At 62.1% G+C, this 16,098-nt stretch carries 13 protein-coding genes; 9 read left to right on the top strand and 4 right to left on the bottom strand.

Annotated features, from left to right (window positions below):
• The first annotated feature begins 41 nt into the window (after nt 1-41).
• The 4 genes from ACO06O_RS04680 (at nt 42) to ACO06O_RS04695 (ending at nt 5,592) form a co-directional block, all read left to right on the top strand.
• The gene (locus ACO06O_RS04680; RefSeq protein WP_421876805.1) at nt 42-863 is read left to right on the top strand and encodes a phytanoyl-CoA dioxygenase family protein; all 822 of its coding nucleotides are present in this window, start codon (nt 42-44) and stop codon (nt 861-863) included.
• A gap of 4 nt (nt 864-867) precedes the next feature.
• Complete coding sequence (locus tag ACO06O_RS04685; protein WP_421876807.1) at nt 868-2,652, top strand: hypothetical protein; 1,785 nt, start codon at nt 868-870, stop codon at nt 2,650-2,652.
• Entirely contained in the window at nt 2,649-3,434 is a 786-nt protein-coding gene (locus tag ACO06O_RS04690; RefSeq protein WP_421876809.1) for an NAD(P)-binding domain-containing protein, read from the top strand. The genes ACO06O_RS04685 and ACO06O_RS04690 overlap by 4 nt, the downstream gene beginning before the upstream one ends.
• 997 nt (nt 3,435-4,431) lie before the next feature.
• The gene (locus tag ACO06O_RS04695; protein WP_421876811.1) at nt 4,432-5,592 is read left to right on the top strand and encodes an acyl-CoA dehydrogenase family protein; all 1,161 of its coding nucleotides are present in this window, start codon (nt 4,432-4,434) and stop codon (nt 5,590-5,592) included.
• Between the two features lie 173 nt (nt 5,593-5,765).
• Here the strand turns inward: ACO06O_RS04695 and ACO06O_RS04700 are convergent, their stop codons facing one another.
• Nucleotides 5,766-7,184, bottom strand: coding sequence for an MFS transporter (locus tag ACO06O_RS04700; RefSeq protein WP_421876813.1), 1,419 nt, complete (start codon nt 7,182-7,184; stop codon nt 5,766-5,768).
• Nucleotides 7,185-7,484: 300 nt separating this feature from the next.
• Here ACO06O_RS04700 and ACO06O_RS04705 point away from each other — a divergent pair, with 300 nt between their 5' ends.
• The 4 genes from ACO06O_RS04705 (at nt 7,485) to ACO06O_RS04720 (ending at nt 9,794) form a co-directional block, all read left to right on the top strand.
• Nucleotides 7,485-8,306, top strand: a complete 822-nt coding sequence (locus ACO06O_RS04705; RefSeq protein ID WP_421876815.1) for a hypothetical protein — start codon at nt 7,485-7,487, stop codon at nt 8,304-8,306.
• Between the two features lie 31 nt (nt 8,307-8,337).
• On the top strand, nt 8,338-8,550 hold the full coding sequence (locus tag ACO06O_RS04710) for a hypothetical protein (protein ID WP_421876817.1): 213 nt from the start codon (nt 8,338-8,340) through the stop codon (nt 8,548-8,550).
• 19 nt (nt 8,551-8,569) lie between these two features.
• The gene (locus ACO06O_RS04715) at nt 8,570-9,034 is read left to right on the top strand and encodes a response regulator (RefSeq protein ID WP_421876820.1); all 465 of its coding nucleotides are present in this window, start codon (nt 8,570-8,572) and stop codon (nt 9,032-9,034) included.
• A gap of 142 nt (nt 9,035-9,176) precedes the next feature.
• Nucleotides 9,177-9,794, top strand: coding sequence for a 2OG-Fe(II) oxygenase (locus ACO06O_RS04720; protein ID WP_421876822.1), 618 nt, complete (start codon nt 9,177-9,179; stop codon nt 9,792-9,794).
• A 22-nt stretch (nt 9,795-9,816) separates the two neighbouring features.
• Here the strand turns inward: ACO06O_RS04720 and arr are convergent, their stop codons facing one another.
• A complete protein-coding gene (gene arr, locus ACO06O_RS04725) occupies nt 9,817-10,230 on the bottom strand; it encodes an NAD(+)--rifampin ADP-ribosyltransferase (RefSeq protein WP_421876824.1) in 414 nt (137 codons plus the stop codon).
• Nucleotides 10,231-10,591: 361 nt separating this feature from the next.
• Here arr and ACO06O_RS04730 point away from each other — a divergent pair, with 361 nt between their 5' ends.
• On the top strand, nt 10,592-11,173 hold the full coding sequence (locus tag ACO06O_RS04730) for a hypothetical protein (RefSeq protein ID WP_421876827.1): 582 nt from the start codon (nt 10,592-10,594) through the stop codon (nt 11,171-11,173).
• Between the two features lie 296 nt (nt 11,174-11,469).
• On the opposite strand, the gene serB is transcribed toward ACO06O_RS04730, so the two are convergent.
• Both serB and ACO06O_RS04740 read right to left on the bottom strand, forming a co-directional pair.
• Nucleotides 11,470-12,375 (bottom strand): phosphoserine phosphatase SerB, encoded by a 906-nt coding sequence (gene serB, locus ACO06O_RS04735; RefSeq protein ID WP_421876830.1) that lies wholly within the window; start codon nt 12,373-12,375, stop codon nt 11,470-11,472.
• Between the two features lie 82 nt (nt 12,376-12,457).
• Nucleotides 12,458-15,943 (bottom strand): FecR family protein, encoded by a 3,486-nt coding sequence (locus ACO06O_RS04740; RefSeq protein WP_421876832.1) that lies wholly within the window; start codon nt 15,941-15,943, stop codon nt 12,458-12,460.
• Nucleotides 15,944-16,098 lie beyond the last annotated feature (155 nt).

Raw genomic sequence — 16,098 nt, forward strand, 5'->3', positions numbered from 1 at the left:
CAACGTTGCCGACAGAATTGTCGACAATTTAGGAGCCAGGCATGACCGCGCACCCCAAACCAGCCGCATCGCCCCATCTGTCGGAGGCGGAGCGGGCGCAGTACCGGGAAAAGGGCTGGATCGTCCCGCGCTGGGAATTGCCGGCGGATCTGATCGCGGAGATGCGCCGCGAATATGCCGACCTGCTGGCCCGGAACAGCCATGTCGAATCCGACATCATCCTGGCCCCGCATCAGACCAATGGCGGGTCAATGGGCATCAAGGGATCCGAAAAATGGTTGGAATTCGCGACCCATCCGAAGATCGTCGAGACGGCACAAGAACTGATCGGCGACGACATCATCCTGTGGGGGACGACCCTGTTCGGCAAACCGGCGCGCAAGGGCAAGGAGACGCCCTGGCACCAGGATGGGGAATATTACCCGATCCGCCCGCTGGAGACACTGACCGTCTGGATCCCGCTGGAGGATGTGACGCCGGAAAACGGGCCGATGCGCTTCATCCCCGGCTCCCACAAGAAGCATGAACTCTATAGCCATTCCTGGGTCGAGGGCGGCGACAAGACGATCAACCTCGTCTGCGATACCGAGCATTATGACGAGGCGACGGCGGAATCGCTGATCATCCGGGCGGGGCAGGTGTCCTTCCACGACGTCTACATGATCCACGGGTCGAAGCCGAACCGCACCGACCATCCGCGCCCAGCCTTCATCATCCGCCTGATGCCCGCGACCTGCTTCTACGACCACGCGCTGGGGGCGGAGACGGGCAAGAAACACCCGGCCCAAGGCTATGGCATCCGCCCGCTTTATCTGATCAGCGGCCAGGACCGAGCGAACAACAACTTTACCATTGGTCACTAAGCGCATGACGGATGCGCTGAGCCGCGCGGCGATCCTGCCGGAGGAGACCCTGCCGTCCGGGGCCGAGGTGCTGGCCGAGGGGCGGGCCCTGGCGCAAGAGGTGACGGTCGGCCCCTCCGCCTTCCTGACCGCGCAGGGTGTCGAGAGCGAAACCGCCTTCAAGCAGCGCGCGGCCGAGGCCGGGCGGATCATGCAGCATGCCCAGATCGGCTTCCGCAGCCTGGACCGCAGTATCGAGGCCGCTGCCGAAATCCATGCCCGCGTGGCCGAGGCCGGGTACCGCACCGACCGCTACGGCATCTGCCTGGACTGGTCCATGGGCTATCCAAGGGCGCAGCGCGACGGCCGGCCGAAGGGCACCGGGCTGATCCTTCAGGGGGAGGAGGATTTCGCGCGCCTCGCCAATGCCGCCCCGGTCGCCGCGCATTTCGGGGATTTCGTCATCGGCATGCCGGCCGCGCTGGAAAACACCGCCGCGGCCCTGCGCGCCGGATCGACGGCCATCGGCAATCTGGGCCAGTATTTCACCTTCGAATTGCCGGGCTGGCGCGACGATGTGGCGACCACCCGCGCAACCGTCGCCGCCATCGCCCTGGCCGCGGCACAGCCGGTCCCGGTCCTGATCCATTCCAATCTGGATGACGGTTTCGCGGCCCGTTTCACCGATCTCGCCTCGGCGCTAGGCGCTGTGCTGCTGGAGGCCTATATCGTCGACGAGCTGATCGGCGGGCGGGTCAGCCATTGCTATGGCCACACCTTCTCGCGCCCGCTTGGCCGTTTCGCCTTTCAGCGCGCGCTGGCCCGGGTCTCGAAATCGCCCGGCACCATGGTCTATGGCAACACGACCTCCTATGGCGAGAACGAGGCGGCGAGCTATGCCGCGCTCGGCGCCTATCTGGGTGTCGATATCCAGGCCCAGCGCCTGATGCCGTCGGGCCATGCCGTGAACCCGGTCCCGGTGACGGAGGCAATCCGCATCCCAGACATTGATGAAGTTGTCGCCGCCCAGATCTTCTGCGGCGAGAGCGTCCGCCGGACCGAGGGCGTGGAACAGTTCACCGGAACGGACGCGGTGGACGGGCTGGCCGACCGGCTGGTCGACGGGGCGCGGCGGTTCAAGGCCTCGGTCCTGGCCGGTCTGACGGAAGCCGGGATCGACATCGCCGACCCGTTCGAGATGTTCCTGTCCCTGCGCCGCATCGGCGCCAAGCGGCTGGAGGAACTCTACGGGCCGGGCCGGGAAGAGGCGGGCGCGCCGAACGGCCGCCGCCCGGTCGAGCCGTCCCCGGTCCTGGACGAGATATCGGAACGCGCGGCCCAGGCGCTGACCCGCCTGCCCGACGCCCAGCGCAGCGCCATCGCCGCGTCGGATCTGCGCATCGTCACCGCGACGACCGACGTGCATGAATACGGCAAGCGCCTGCTGGACGATATGCTGGCACAACTCGGCGTCACTGCCCTGGACGGGCAGGTCAGCACCGACCCCGACCGCCTGGCGGAGGTCGCGCGCGGGGCCGATGCGATCTTCCTCAGCACCTATAACGGTGTCGCGCTCAGCTTCCTGAAGGCGCTGAAAGCCGAACTGGCGGCACGCGGGCTGGACGTGCCGGTCTTCATCGGCGGCAAGCTGAACCAGGTGCCCGACACATCGAATACCAGCCTGCCCGTCGATGTCGGCGCGGAACTGGGGGCGGAGGGCGCGATCGTCTGCCGCTCGGTCGAGGATTTCTACGCGCCCCTGGCGGCGCTGATCGAGGCGAAGGAACTGAAGGAGAAGACGGCACCATGACGACAATCGGCATACTCGGCGTCGGCTATCTGGGCGAATGTCTGGCGGAGGGGCTGGCAGGGGCCATCGGGGAGGGATCCGACTTCACCGTTCTGCTGTCGCCGCGCAGCGCCGCCCGCGCCGCCCGTCTGGCGGAAAAGCACGGCTATGAGATCGCCCGGGACAACGCAGATCTGGTGACGCGGTCCGATTTCGTCTTCCTGGCGACCAAGCCCGAACAGATCGTCGACACCGCCACCGGCCTGCCCTGGCGCGCAGGTCAGCGGGCGGTCTCCATCGCGGCCGGGATCACGCTGCCGGCGATCCGCGCGGCGGTCGCGCCCGCCACGGCGCTCCGCTCCATGCCCATCGCCGCCAGCCGCATCCGCCAGAGCCCGACCGCCTATTGCCCGCCCGACGAAATGGCCGAGGCAGTCTTCGCCGCGCTCGGCTCCGCCCATGCCGTGGACGGCGACGAGCAGTTCGAAACGGCCAGCATCTTCGGCGCCTATTACGGCCATCTGCATGTGCTCTACGACACGGTCGCCGGCTGGGCACAGGACAACGGCCTGCCCGCCGAAACCGCCCGCGCGCTCACCGCCCGCATGGCCCAGGCCGCCGCCGCCTCCATCCTCACCCAGACCGACCGCCGCCCCCGCGCCCCGCTGGACGACCTGATGACCGAAGGCGGTATCACCAAGGCCGGCCTCAACATCCTCGACACCGCCGACGCCTTCACTCCCTGGTCCGACGCTCTATCCGAGAGCCGCAAGCGGTCGGGGGAGATTGCGGGGGAGGGGTAGGGGATAGCATTTGGGTACGCCCTAATTCAAAATTAAGAGATGGGAAACTTCGGTCACCTTAAGAACGGCGTTTCTTCTTCGCCGATACACCGGGAACTAGAAGTAGCCTTGGTCTTCTCGGTAACCTATGCATCTGTGGAAAGGAAATCGCTGCGTTTACGATTGAAACGTAGCCCGCCAATGCGATTAGATCACCGGAACACTGTTGGACCAGTTTGTCGATTTCCACGTTTTCCATCCTTTCGATACGCGCGGGCTTGTTACTTGAGTAGTCCAAAACAATTTCGGGTTTCTGAAATGGATTTCTAAAACCTGTCCCCATGTGCGTTAGATCGTTTCGATAATTGGATAATTTATCAGCGGCAGAAATGGACCACCTAATTGCCTTCAATTCATTTGTCTTACTGGAAAATCTCGCACCTGCGGCCGCAAGCAACATTTGCCTTTGCTGTTTGTCGCTTGGTGCTGTGTGCCAAACAGCGAGCCCAACCATAAGGTTCTCAGGAGTAGCGACAGCCGCAAACAGTCTGCAAAACGCGCCATGACAGTAATTCCACGCCCAAACGACTTGTCCAACGCCAGAAGAGTGCTTGTGAACGGCCTGCATGAGCTCTCGTGGCATGGTTCTCCTGATGTTGAGCGGCCCAATCAGGTTAAGGTTTTCACGTTTGAATGCCATATTCATGTGCCACAAAGTTATGGTATTCTAAATGCTATCCAAGATAGTATCTCGGCGATAAAGAATTTTGAATAATAGAATTTCATCACGGAAGAATTTTTTGGATTTTGTCGATTCTCGCAGTATTATATATAACGTTTGTGAGCTTATCTAGTGATTGTCCTGGATTGTCTGTTAATTATTTTGAATTAGTTTCTGTGTTATGTGTAAAAACACAGTATATTATTTTTATCCATTCTTGCCGCTATCCTTGTTTGATTAAGTACGTCAATTAGACTTCTGTAGAGTGCCTCACCAACCGTACAGGACCCCCCACCCATGACCCCCGATCAGGACGAATATCAGGATATCCGCGACGCCGTGCGCGCGTTGTGTGCCGAGTTTCCGGCGGAGTATCACCGCAAGATCGATGCGGAGCGGGGCTATCCGGAGGAATTCGTGCAGGCGCTGACCGAGGGCGGTTGGATGGCGGCGCTGATTCCGGAGGAGTATGGCGGGTCCGGGCTGGGGCTGACCGAGGCGTCGGTCATCATGGAGGAGATCAACCGCGCGGGCGGCAATTCCGGGGCTTGCCACGGCCAGATGTACAATATGAACACGCTGGTCCGGCACGGGTCGGAGGCGCAGCGCCAGGCCTTTCTGCCGAAGATTGCGGCGGGCGAATTGCGCCTGCAATCCATGGGCGTGACGGAGCCGACGACCGGCACGGACACGACCAAGATCAAGACCAATGCGGTGCGCAAGGGCGACCACTGGGTCATCAACGGCCAGAAGGTCTGGATCAGCCGGGTGCAGCATTCGGACCTGATGATCCTGTTGGCCCGCACGACGCCGCTGGCCGAGGTGAAGAAGAAATCCGAGGGCCTGTCGATCTTCCTGGTCGACATTGCCGAGGCGATGAAGGGCGGCATGGATGTGCGCCCGATCCCCAACATGGTGAACCACGAGACCAACGAGCTGTTCTTCGACAATCTGGAGCTGCCGGAGGACAGCCTGATCGGCGAGGAGGGGCAGGGGTTCAAATACATCCTGACCGGCCTGAATGCCGAACGCACCCTGATCGCCGCGGAATGCATTGGCGACGGCTACTGGTTCACCGACAAGGTCTGCGATTATGTCGGGGAACGTCAGGTCTTCGGCCGCCCGATCGGCCAGAACCAGGGCGTCCAGTTCCCCATCGCCGAGGCCTATATCGAGGTCCGCGCCGCCGATCTGATGCGCTTCCAGGCCTGTCGCCTCTACGATGCCGGACAGCCCTGCGGGGCGGAGGCGAACATGGCGAAATACCTGGCCGCCAAGGCATCCTGGGAGGCCGCCAATGCCTGCATCCAGTTCCACGGCGGCTTCGGCTTCGCCTGCGAATACGATGTCGAGCGCAAATTCCGCGAAACCCGCCTCTATCAGGTCGCCCCGATTTCGACCAATCTCATCCTCAGCTACATCGCCGAACACGTCCTGGGCCTGCCCCGGTCGTTCTGAGGGGGCTATCCTGAACGCGGAGGGCGCGGAGGTTTGCGCTTGCCCGGGACGCAGCATCGCTCCGTGTTCCTGCGAAAGCAGGAACCTTCCTGGAGCCGGCTCGACGCGCTGTCCGTGGAGGTTCCCACTGCCGCAGGCGACGGGAGGGGGCGCCCGCTGCGCCGGGTGGCAGGTCACTCCGGCGCGCGTCCACGACGACCTGCGATTGCCAGTGCGATGAGGGCGAATAGGGTGTAGGTCGCCGCCGCGGTGCCGAAGGCTCTGGCATAACCCGCGACGCTGTCGGCGGCAGTTGCCGCCACGGCCATCAGAAGCGAGAAGCCGACCGTCGGGCCCAGTTCCATCGCCGTATTCATGACGCCGCCTGCCAGACCCATCTGCCACGGCGGGACATGCGCCATGGACAGGACCGCCGCCCCGGCGAAGACCAGTGCGATGCCGACGGCGACCAGGATCTGCGCGGGCAGCAGGACGGTCGGGTAATCCGTCCCAGGCTCCAGGAAGGCCAGGGCTGCGAGGCCCAGCGCGGCGGTCAGGAACCCGGCCGCCATGGTTCTCTCGGCGCCGATCCGGCCGACGATGGCGGCGGCGATTGAATTGGTTCCGATCAACGCGACCGCGAAAGGCAGGAAGGACGCGGCGGTTTCGAACGGGGTCCAGCCGCGCGTCTGCTGCAGATAGACCAGGAGCGCGTATTCGATCAGTACCGAGATTGCGGCGGCGAGGAGAACCCCGCCTAGCCCGGCGAGGCGAAGGGGATTGCACAGGAAGTCCGGCGGCAGAAGCGGATCGCGCCGCCGCCGCTCCGCCAGCACGAAGGCGAGCAGCAGGACCGCCCCGGCGGCCAGCGGTCCGACGGTCAGGATCGAGCCCCAGCCCGCATCGTTGCTGGCGATCAGGCCGAAGCTCGCCAGCGCGATCCCGGATGTGGCCAGCAGCGCGCCTGGCAGGTCGAGGCCGGGCCGGGTCGCTTCCGGGCCGGCGACAGCTCTCCCGGTGGCCGGCAGCAATCCGGCGCAGCCCGCGAGGCCGAGCAGCGAGACGGCGATTGGCACGGCGAACATCCAGCGCCAGTTCACGAATTCCGCGACCATGCCGGACGTGATGAAGCCCAAAACGGCACCCAGCACGGACACGCCGCCCCAGACCGCCATGGCCCGCCCGAACCCCGCCGGATCGGGGTGCAGGCCGCGCACCAGACCCAGTGCGGCCGGTGCGACCATCGCCCCGCCAACCCCCTGCACGGCGCGCAGGATAGTCAGCGCGGCATAGCCCGGCGTCAGCGCCGCCCCGAGTGACGCCGCCCCGAACAGGACGAGGCCGAGGACGAACATGCGCCGCGTGCCGTACCGGTCGGTCAAGCGGCCGCCGAACAGCAGCAATCCGCTGAAGGGCAAGCCGTAGGAGACTTGCAACAGAAGGACCTCCGCCTCCGTCAACGCGAAGCCCTCCGCGATGATCGGCAGGGGGATCATGATCAAGGCGATGGTGAAGATCAGGGTCGATTGAACGATGGCGAGAAGGGCGAACGCGACGGCGCGGCGCCGTCCCATGCGAGTCTCCATGTCCGTAGAGATGTCCAGGCTGTCCATTATGGTCTCCGTGAAATGTTGGGTCCGGAACGCCACCGCCGGCCCTTCGACCGGCGCGATCGGCCCGCCGGAAACAGCGGTGACCCCGACCCTGCCAATTCAAGTTGACTTGAGGTCAAGCGGGAATATTCGGTTGCGATAGACCGTCGCCCAACGCAGGGCGCGTGCCTCCGAACGTCTCTAACGCAGGGGTCCAGCCTTGAGCGCTTTGACTGGTGCGTCGACTTGTCGGCATTCTGCATTGGGGTGTCGCAAGGGCGCGCATCAATCGGGGCGGGTGTTCAATGGCAAGGGGTTCGGATGTTTCCTAAAGCGAGCGCGGTGTGTGTTGTCTTGTGCTTGATGTCGGGTTTGGCCGTTCCGGCGAGCGCCGAAGTACGGGTCAGCATGGGGAGTAAAAGCCGGGAAGCGGTATACGCGGAGATCAGGGCCAAAGGGACGTCCGAGTTTGTCGATACCGAAGTAATCTTCCTGAACACCCGCAACAGGAAGCTATTGGCCGCGTTGGAAGATTACATCGTTGCGCGTCACAACGAATTGGCGAAGGAGGGCTTGTACAAACTGGATACGATGATTTTTCATTACGAGGATGGCGGAAACCCAAGTTTGGAAATCGTTCTGAACAGGCAGGATCGATTTATATTTTTGAATAGAGAGCAGAACAGCGGTGTGAACGGTTACGAACCGGCTATTTCCGCCTATGCCGCAGGGTTTCAGAATGTGCTGCTGGCCCAATGCAGGAGAGAAGTCGAGGCGCTTGCGGATGGATACCGGCGATATGAAGAGCGTCTGAATGAAATACTGCGCATAGGACCGGGCGTAATTGCGGAAACGCGGGATCAGATTGCAAGGGAGGGCGGCAATCCGAAACTTGAAGCGAAAGTGTTGGAAGCAGAGCAGCTTTTGGCGGAACACCGTACCAATCTGGAAGTGATCAGACGCAAGGAGCAAGCACTGCAACACATGGCGGGCCTGTTGTCGAAACAGACGCCCGACACGTTCTCCGAAGGCCCGGTTTTCCTGCATATCCTCAAGAAGTTTTGGGACACCCCCAATAGAGGTGACATGGAAATCTCACTGGAGCATCTCAAGCGGATCGATGCCGACCCCGCCGTCTTCTAATACTTGAAGGCTGCCGCCGATCGACACGCGGATGGCCGAGCGCGTTGACCGGCGCGGTGCGGCGAACGGCTGTGATTGCTGGCCGGATGAAGCGGAACAGGTCCAGTCGGCCGTGGCGCTCTGGGCCTTTGACAGGGCAGGGAACGGCATCGATAACTCTATCCTCGGAATGGGCGGTTGGGCGCGGGCGTTTTCGGGCATGGACGCGCCGGTCGCGCCGCTGCCTGCCCGGTGCGACAGTTGAATGGGATGATCGAGACGTCATGGCCAAATCGGACCCTTACATGTCCTGCCGCCTGTTGATCGTGGACGATAACCAGCCGACCCGGCTGCTGCTGCGCGAAATGTTGAAAAGCGAAGGGCTGACAGGCGTACGGGAGGCGTCCGGCGGGGCTGAGGCGCTGCGCCTGTTGGAGACATACCCTTTCGACGTGGTCCTGGCCGATATGGAAATGCCGGACATGAGCGGGCTCGACCTGCTGCGCAAAGTGCGGCGGGACGGCGTCGCCCTGAACCGCGCGATCCCCTTCGTCTTCGTCACCGCCCATGCCAATCCGGCCCTGGTCGGCAAAGCCCGCGAACTGGGCGTGACGGGCTATGTCCTGAAGCCGATCACGATCGGCCAGGTCCGCGCCAAGCTGGACCTCGCCCTGCGCCAGGGCCGCGCCCTGCATGACAGCCAGGCGAAACCGAAACCCGAACCGGAGGACGATGCCTGGGAATTGTGAGCCGGGAATGGCGAGCTTTTGAGCACGTGGGCATGCGGCATTTGTGAGCGTTGCCGCACCCCGCATTTTCCCTCTCCTCAAACCGCCGAATTCAGCCTATAGAGCCGCCGCTCCTTCCTGTCGCGCAAAGGCTGCGTTCCGAATGTCCCAGATATCGACGGTTTCTCCGCTTCCGCCCGGGCCGGGGCGCGGTAAGCCGCCTCGTCATTGGGTCATTGTCCGGGACGCGTTCTCGCCGGAAGAATGCGCCGCGCTGCGGTCGGCCTATGCCGCCCTGAACGCCCGGAAAGGCGGACTGGTCGCCGGGCGCTTCGACACGCAAGTGCGCCAGTCCGGACTGGTCTGGCTGCCGGACGGAGAGACGGAGGAAGGCAGGGCCTTCGGCTGGGTATCCCAACGTCTGGCCCGCCTGGTGGGTGACGCCAACCGCGACACCTTCCGCTACGTGCTGGACGGGTTCGAGGAGCGGCTGCAACTCGCCGGCTATGGGCCGGGCCATTACTATGACTGGCATATCGACCGCGGCCGGGGCGCCGTTGCCGGCCGGCGCAAGCTGACCCTGTCGGTGCAATTGTCCGAGCCGGCCGACTATCTGGGCGGAGAGCTGGAATTGAACGCCGACGGCCACCCGTTCCAGGCGCCCCGCGATCAGGGCACCCTGATCGCCTTCGCCGCCCATACCATCCACCGCGTCGCCCCGGTCGTCACCGGCACCCGCCTGTCCCTCGTCGCCTGGATCCACGGCCCCGATTTCGTGTGAAGAGGGGGCGGCGGGTACGCCCTCAGTCTATGATGTGATCCCGGCCTTCCGCGGCAAGCCGGGCCAAACCATCCTTCATTTGCTGGACTTGTTCGTCGGTATGTCCATGCCAGCCCACGACTTCCGCGACGACCCGCAGGGGCTCGCGCGAGCGATAGGATCGTGTCGGATTTCCGGAAAACTTCTTATCCGTCACATTGGGGTCGTCCTCGACCTCACCCAATGCTTCGACCACATAGATGCGTCCGGGGCTGTCGCCGCGTGCCAGTTCGGCCCCCCAGATCGCCGTATCCATTGTCGACGTGAAATACACCCATGACAGCGCGGCTTCCCTGAAATTCGACCGGTGCCCGACCGCGATCAGATCGCCCGGCCGCAGATCGGCCTTTGTTCCGTGAAGGTATGACTGGGTGAAAACTTTTGGAGGATGCAGCATGCATGGTTCCTTAGATCGCCCCATCAGCCCCTTCAATATCCGCTTGTAGGAGAGTCTTCGAACTTTTGGTAGCCATGAGGCCATTGCAGGGGCAAGCCTACTAGACATTGGGATTTCCCTTGGGCGTAAGTCGCTGCAATCGACTTAGGTCTACGATAGTCTTCACAATGATCCACTAAGGGCGTCGGTTTGTTCAGCGACCGTCGCGATGATGAATCTCCGAATCCTGCCGCACAACCTTGGGGAAGCACCCTAAATGCAGGCTCCATTTTTCTATCTTAGGGAGAGAAAATAAGCTTGATGTATTGTATGAATTGAGTGTCAGATGATTTCACGGCCATCTATCAGTGGAAATAAAAATATGCGATCCCAGAAAAACCGCAGCTTTTTTAGTACCATCCCAGCTTTGATCATTTTTTTGTCATTGGTTCTAGCGTCATGTGGCGGCCCGAGAGTTGAGAATATTGACAGTAAGGTTCTCACCGAAATATCGAATTTCAAATACAAGGTGGCTTATTTAAGTGAAATTCAACCAGAACCAGGAGGAATATTTTTTTCTAGGAATTTCCGGACGAAAATGATGATGGAGGCTCTTGTGAGCAGAGGGTATGTTGTGTCTCCATTGTTCGCATCAATCGGTAAAAAGAAATCTAAAACTAAATACTCAGATATTCTTATCGAGTGTTATTATACTGCGCCAAAGCAATACATGACAAATAAAGGAGGTTTTGGTGTGAGCGTTTCATGCGATGCATTTGATTTGTTTGATGGTGAGAAGGTTTTCGAAGCACATGCAGACGTACTATATGGCGGATTCAATTCTCACGATGTTCCAACGTTTGAAGCCATCAGGATGGCTCTAGTACAACTCCCTAAGGCCACTGAGAACGTTGGAAAGGTAATGAGTGAAACCGAGGCATCCTCTCGTTTAGACAACCGATAAGGATTGCCTGCCCCGCATTAGTGCTCCAACCCGTCTCATAGAGTCGGACGTATTTTGGTGCGGGGACTCGGTCCACATAGGGGCAGGATCGGGCCGTTTGTAGGACCTGGCGTTGACGCTGGTCGTCAACACGAAAGACGGCCGTGTCGTTAGACGCACGGATGCCTTGGTTGAGATCCTTATCGTCCGTCGCGTATGGAAATTTGGCCGACGTCGAAATGTTCGGTCGGTAACCCACGGGACGAAACTAGAAATCGATCCGAACCGATTGGCCAATCCTGAGTGGCCTTGTGCCACTAGATGGCGAAGTCTTCCTGGCCGTAGCCTTGATAGAAGGCGAGGGCGGTCATGTCGGTGTGTTCGATCCGGAAGCGGGCCTGTGATCGGACGATGGGTTTCGGGTGAAATCCGATCCCCAGACCGGCGGCCATCAGCATGTCGAGATCGTTGGCACCGTCGCCGATGGCCGCACCGCCATCCAGCCCGACCCCTTGCTTGCCGCAGAGTTCGGTCAGGATTTCCAGCTTGGTCGGGCGGCCGACAATACGGCCGGTCAGCAATCCGGTGAAGCTGCCGTCCGGTGCGATGTCCAGCGTGTTGGCGGCGTGGTCCTGGAAGCCCAGTTCCGCATGAACGACGGAGGTGGTGAAGGTGAACCCGCCGGACACCAGGGCGCAATGCGCGCCATGGGCGGCCATGGTTTTGACGGCCCGTTCGGCGCCCGGCGTGTGAACGACCTTGTCCATCACGATCGCCATCGCTTCTCGCGCGGGATAGCCCTTCAGCAGCGCGACGCGGGCGCGCAGGCTTTCGACGAAATCCAACTCCCCGGCCATGGAGCGGGCGGTGATCTCCGCGACCCTGTCGCCGATGCCGAGTTCCGCGGCCAGCGTATCAAGCGTTTCGATCTGGATCATGGTGGAATCCATATCGGCCACCAGAACCTTCTTGCGCCGACCCGCGGAAGGCTGCGCCGCGCGGTCGATGCCGTTCAGCGCCGCGGTGTCGTCCAGCGCCTGTGCGATCGCCGCTGCGTCGGTCCCGTCGACGGGGAACTCGGCAGCCCAGCCGGGTGCCAATGTCCGGATTTCCCTGGACGGAACGCCGCCGGCCCGTGCCGCCGCGTCGCGCGCGGCGTCGATATGGTCCGATGACAGCGAATTTGTGTCGCGATCCGCGACGAGGGTGACGGTGACTTGCATGATGCGTTGCGGTTACCGGACGCCGTGGGTCGCGGCAAGCGACAATTATGAGACTCGCTGCCTCGAAACGATCCCGCCCGCCCTAATAGACGCCGTTTCCGTCATCCGGCGGGTCGTCATTGCCGCCGAAAATCCCGTTGAAAACACCGCCGAGCAGGGCGGCATTGTCATCGGCCGACGCATCATCGTCGTTGTCCCCATCCTCGGTCTCATCGTCGTCGTTGTCCGACGCGTCGTCGTCGTCGGACTCTTCCGGATGCAGGAAGTTGTCGAGCAGATTCTGGGTGTCGTCCACCGTTTGGCCCAGATTCAACTGCTCCATGATCGATGGCTCGTCACCGTCCTCATCGTCATCGTCATCATCATTATCGTCGCCGAGCCCGACGTCATCGTCGTCAAACCCATCGTCATCCTCATCACCGATCGGATCGTCATCGTCATCTGTGTCGGCCGTGTCGTCCCCAAAGTTCAGACCGTTTTCGACGGTCAGCGGGCTGTTGGCCGCACTGTCCTGCGGCAGATCGTCGTCGCCGAACAGGGGCCCGTCGTCATTACCGTCCAGCGGGTCTTCGTCGCCCGGGCCGTCAAGCACCTGCTGTGGTGCGGCGAGATTGAAGATTTCCTGATCGTCCGCGGTTTCGTTCTCGGTTTCGTCCTCGTCCTCGTCCTCGTCCTCGTCGTCATCGTTTTCAGACGTATCGCCGGCGACAAGTTGCCCGGTTCCGTCGATCACGTTGTCGAGGTCATCGTTCAGGTCGTCGAGCGTCTGAACCGGTAGGCCGTCGCCGCCGCCATCGTCGTCTTCATCATCGTCGTCTTCATCATCGTCGTCTTCATCATCGTCGTCGGACGGTGCCGCGCTGATACCGTCATCGTCCGCCTCGTCGTCGTCCTCGTCGTCATCGGACGTATCGCCGGCGACAAGTTGACCGGTTCCGTCGATCACGTTGTCGATGTCATCGTTCAGGTCGTCGAGTGTCTGAACCGGTAGGCCGTCGCCGCCGCCATCCTCGTCTTCGTCGTCTTCATCATCGTCGTCGGACGGTGCCGCGCTGATGCTGTCATCGTCCGACTCGTCGTCGTCCTCATCTTCCTCGGACGTATCGCCGGCGACGAGTTGCCCGGCCCCGCCGACCACATTGTCGAGGGTATCGTTCAGATCGTCGAGGGGCTGGACCGGCAGGCCGTGGCCGCCGCCATCCTCGTCGTCATCCTCCTCGTCTTCGTCGTCTTCATCATCGTCGTCGGACGGTGCCGCGCTGATGCTGTCATCGTCCGACTCGTCGTCGTCCTCGTCGTCATCGGACGTATCGCCGGCGACAAGTTGCCCGGTTCCGTCGATCACGTTGTCGAGGGTATCGTTCAGATCGTCGAGGGGCTGGACCGGCAGGCCGTCGCCGCCGCCATCCTCGTCGTCGTCCTCCTCGTCCTCGTCATCTTCGTCTTCGTCGTCTTCATCATCGTCGCCGGACGGTGCCGCGCTGATACCGTCATCGTCCGACTCGTCGTCCTCGTCGTCATCGGACGTATCGCCGGCGACGAGTTGCCCGGCCCCGCCGACCACATTGTCGAGGGTATCGTTCAGGTCGTCGAGGATCTGGACCGGCAGGCCGTCGCCGCCGCCATCCTCGTCGTCATCCTCCTCGTCTTCGTCGTCTTCATCATCGTCGCCGGACGGTGCCGCGCTGATACCGTCATCGTCATCGTCCGACTCGTCGTCGTCCTCGTCGTCATAGGACGTATCGCCGGCGACAAGTTGCCCGGCCCCGCCGACCACATTGTCGAGGGTATCGTTCAGGTCGTCGAGGGGCTGGACCGGCAGACCGTCACCGCTGCCATCCTCGTCGTCGTCCTCCTCGTCGTCGTCCTCCTCGTCGTCGTCCTCCTCGTCTTCGTCGTCTTCATCATCCTCGTCGGCCGATGGTGCCACGGCGAGGCTATCCTCCTCCTCGTCCGAATCTTCGTCGTCATCATCGTCCGATGCATCGGAACCGGTTTCGTCCTCTGAGGGGGGCGGGTCGAGAACAGGCGGTGGCGGAGGGGTGCCAACGTCGGTGTCGAATCCCGAATCCGGCACGTCTTCGGGCATGCCGGTCGCCTGTTCGGCAGGCTCTGGCGGCAGTTCGGCAAGGGGTGGGGCCGGCGGTACCGCAAGGACCGGGTCCGGTGCCGGATCGGGGATGGGGTCTATGCCGAGGGTGATGTCCTCGTTCGGGTTGGTCAGTTCCGGCGGCAGATCGGGCGGCAAAACGCCGAGGCCGATGTCAGGATTGTCGAGAGGATCCGTCAGATCGCCTTCCGCCGCGTTCTGAGGCGGAGGCGGCAGATTCGGGCTAGGGATCGGGGCGGGCTGCTCGGTACTGCCCAGTGCATTGACGGCGCCCGGGTCCAGATCCGAGGCAATGATCTCGTTCTGGAAGGTGTTGGGGGCATCGCGGACTCCGTCCTCTTCCTCCTCGCTCTCCTCCTGCCGGTTCCGAGATTGTTCGTGAATCCGGGTGGCATCGGCCAAGGAAATGTCCAGGTCGATCACAGTGCCGCTGGGTCCGACGAACTTGCCGGCCGCCAGGTCGGACGCGTTGATTTCCGTTTCGGTGCCGTCCGCCATGCGTACGACCGCCCGGTCGCCGCCGGCGGATACATCGATCTCGGCGACCTCTTCGGCGGCGCGCTCCATTTCAGCTTCGTCGATCGCGGCGAGGTCTTCTTCGGAGAACTCCTGCTCCAATTCGGCCATGTCGACTTCCTCAAGGATGTCGACACCTCCGAGCGTTTCCGACTCGGCAACATCGATTTCTTCGGCAATATCGATGTCGTCGACCGGGCCGTCCTGATGAACGGCGGCTTCGTCGACTGTGTCCGATCCGCCGCCATCGTCATCCTCGCCGGGACGGGACCGCCCGCCGGAAGGATCTGCGCCAATAGCACGAACCGTATCGGCGATATCGCCGCGCAGTTCCGTCGGTTCGATCGTGCGTGGGGCGGTCGGCGCGATGTCGCTGCCGCCGATATCGACACGCTGGAATGCGTCGAACATGATCTGCAGGCCGGACTGGTTGAAAACGGCGATCTCGCCCAGCGTGCCGTCGGTATCGGGCAACAGGGTGACCTCCGTCTGGCCGTCGGGGCCGACATCGCCCGCCACCGTGGTGCCGCGCACGCCGATCGTGGCGACCGGCGTCTGGACCGACATCGCGTCATCGCCTGTCTTCGCGATCATGCCGCTGACAAAGGCGAAACTTCCTTCGGCGACGTCAATCAGCGACGTTCCGGTCCCGGCAACGGCATCGTACACGAAGGTGTCCAGCTCCATCCGCCCTTCCTCGCCCAGCGAGAAACGGCTTTCGTCCTGGAATCGGATGCCGACGGTGGAACCCTCGCCGGTCGTCAGGATATCGTCTTCGAAGACGGGATCGCCGGCACTGAGTTGCTCGACCGACCCGTCCGCCCGTTCGACCGTCACCGTGCCGGTGGAGGTCATTACGAAGCCGATGGGATCGCCGCCTGACTCACCGCTGGTCTGGGCAATTTGATTGCCGGAACCATCGTATAGGACGTCGTCGCTCATCGGTCTTATCCCAACTTGTTCTGATCTGCCTCCGTCTTTCCGGTCGATCCCCGGACTTCATGGCAGTACACTTACATATAAAATTCCAAACCTCGGTGATGCCTGTCACATCTGGATCAGTAATATGCAGCGCTCCGTAAACGTATCGTTAATTT

This window comes from Pacificispira sp. (assembly GCF_965228185.1).
Lineage (GTDB): Bacteria > Pseudomonadota > Alphaproteobacteria > UBA8366 > Aestuariispiraceae > Pacificispira.

Coding starts and splice junctions, on each gene's coding strand:
- ACO06O_RS04715 (WP_421876820.1), top strand. CDS start 8,570: ATGGCCAAATCGGACCCTTACATGTCCTGCCGCCTGTTGATCGTGGAC.
- ACO06O_RS04720 (WP_421876822.1), top strand. CDS start 9,177: ATGTCCCAGATATCGACGGTTTCTCCGCTTCCGCCCGGGCCGGGGCGC.
- serB (WP_421876830.1), bottom strand. CDS start 12,375: ATGCAAGTCACCGTCACCCTCGTCGCGGATCGCGACACAAATTCGCTG.
- ACO06O_RS04740 (WP_421876832.1), bottom strand. CDS start 15,943: ATGAGCGACGACGTCCTATACGATGGTTCCGGCAATCAAATTGCCCAG.
- ACO06O_RS04710 (WP_421876817.1), top strand. CDS start 8,338: ATGGCCGAGCGCGTTGACCGGCGCGGTGCGGCGAACGGCTGTGATTGC.
- ACO06O_RS04685 (WP_421876807.1), top strand. CDS start 868: ATGACGGATGCGCTGAGCCGCGCGGCGATCCTGCCGGAGGAGACCCTG.
- ACO06O_RS04690 (WP_421876809.1), top strand. CDS start 2,649: ATGACGACAATCGGCATACTCGGCGTCGGCTATCTGGGCGAATGTCTG.
- ACO06O_RS04705 (WP_421876815.1), top strand. CDS start 7,485: ATGTTTCCTAAAGCGAGCGCGGTGTGTGTTGTCTTGTGCTTGATGTCG.
- ACO06O_RS04695 (WP_421876811.1), top strand. CDS start 4,432: ATGACCCCCGATCAGGACGAATATCAGGATATCCGCGACGCCGTGCGC.
- ACO06O_RS04730 (WP_421876827.1), top strand. CDS start 10,592: ATGCGATCCCAGAAAAACCGCAGCTTTTTTAGTACCATCCCAGCTTTG.
- arr (WP_421876824.1), bottom strand. CDS start 10,230: ATGCTGCATCCTCCAAAAGTTTTCACCCAGTCATACCTTCACGGAACA.
- ACO06O_RS04700 (WP_421876813.1), bottom strand. CDS start 7,184: ATGGACAGCCTGGACATCTCTACGGACATGGAGACTCGCATGGGACGG.
- ACO06O_RS04680 (WP_421876805.1), top strand. CDS start 42: ATGACCGCGCACCCCAAACCAGCCGCATCGCCCCATCTGTCGGAGGCG.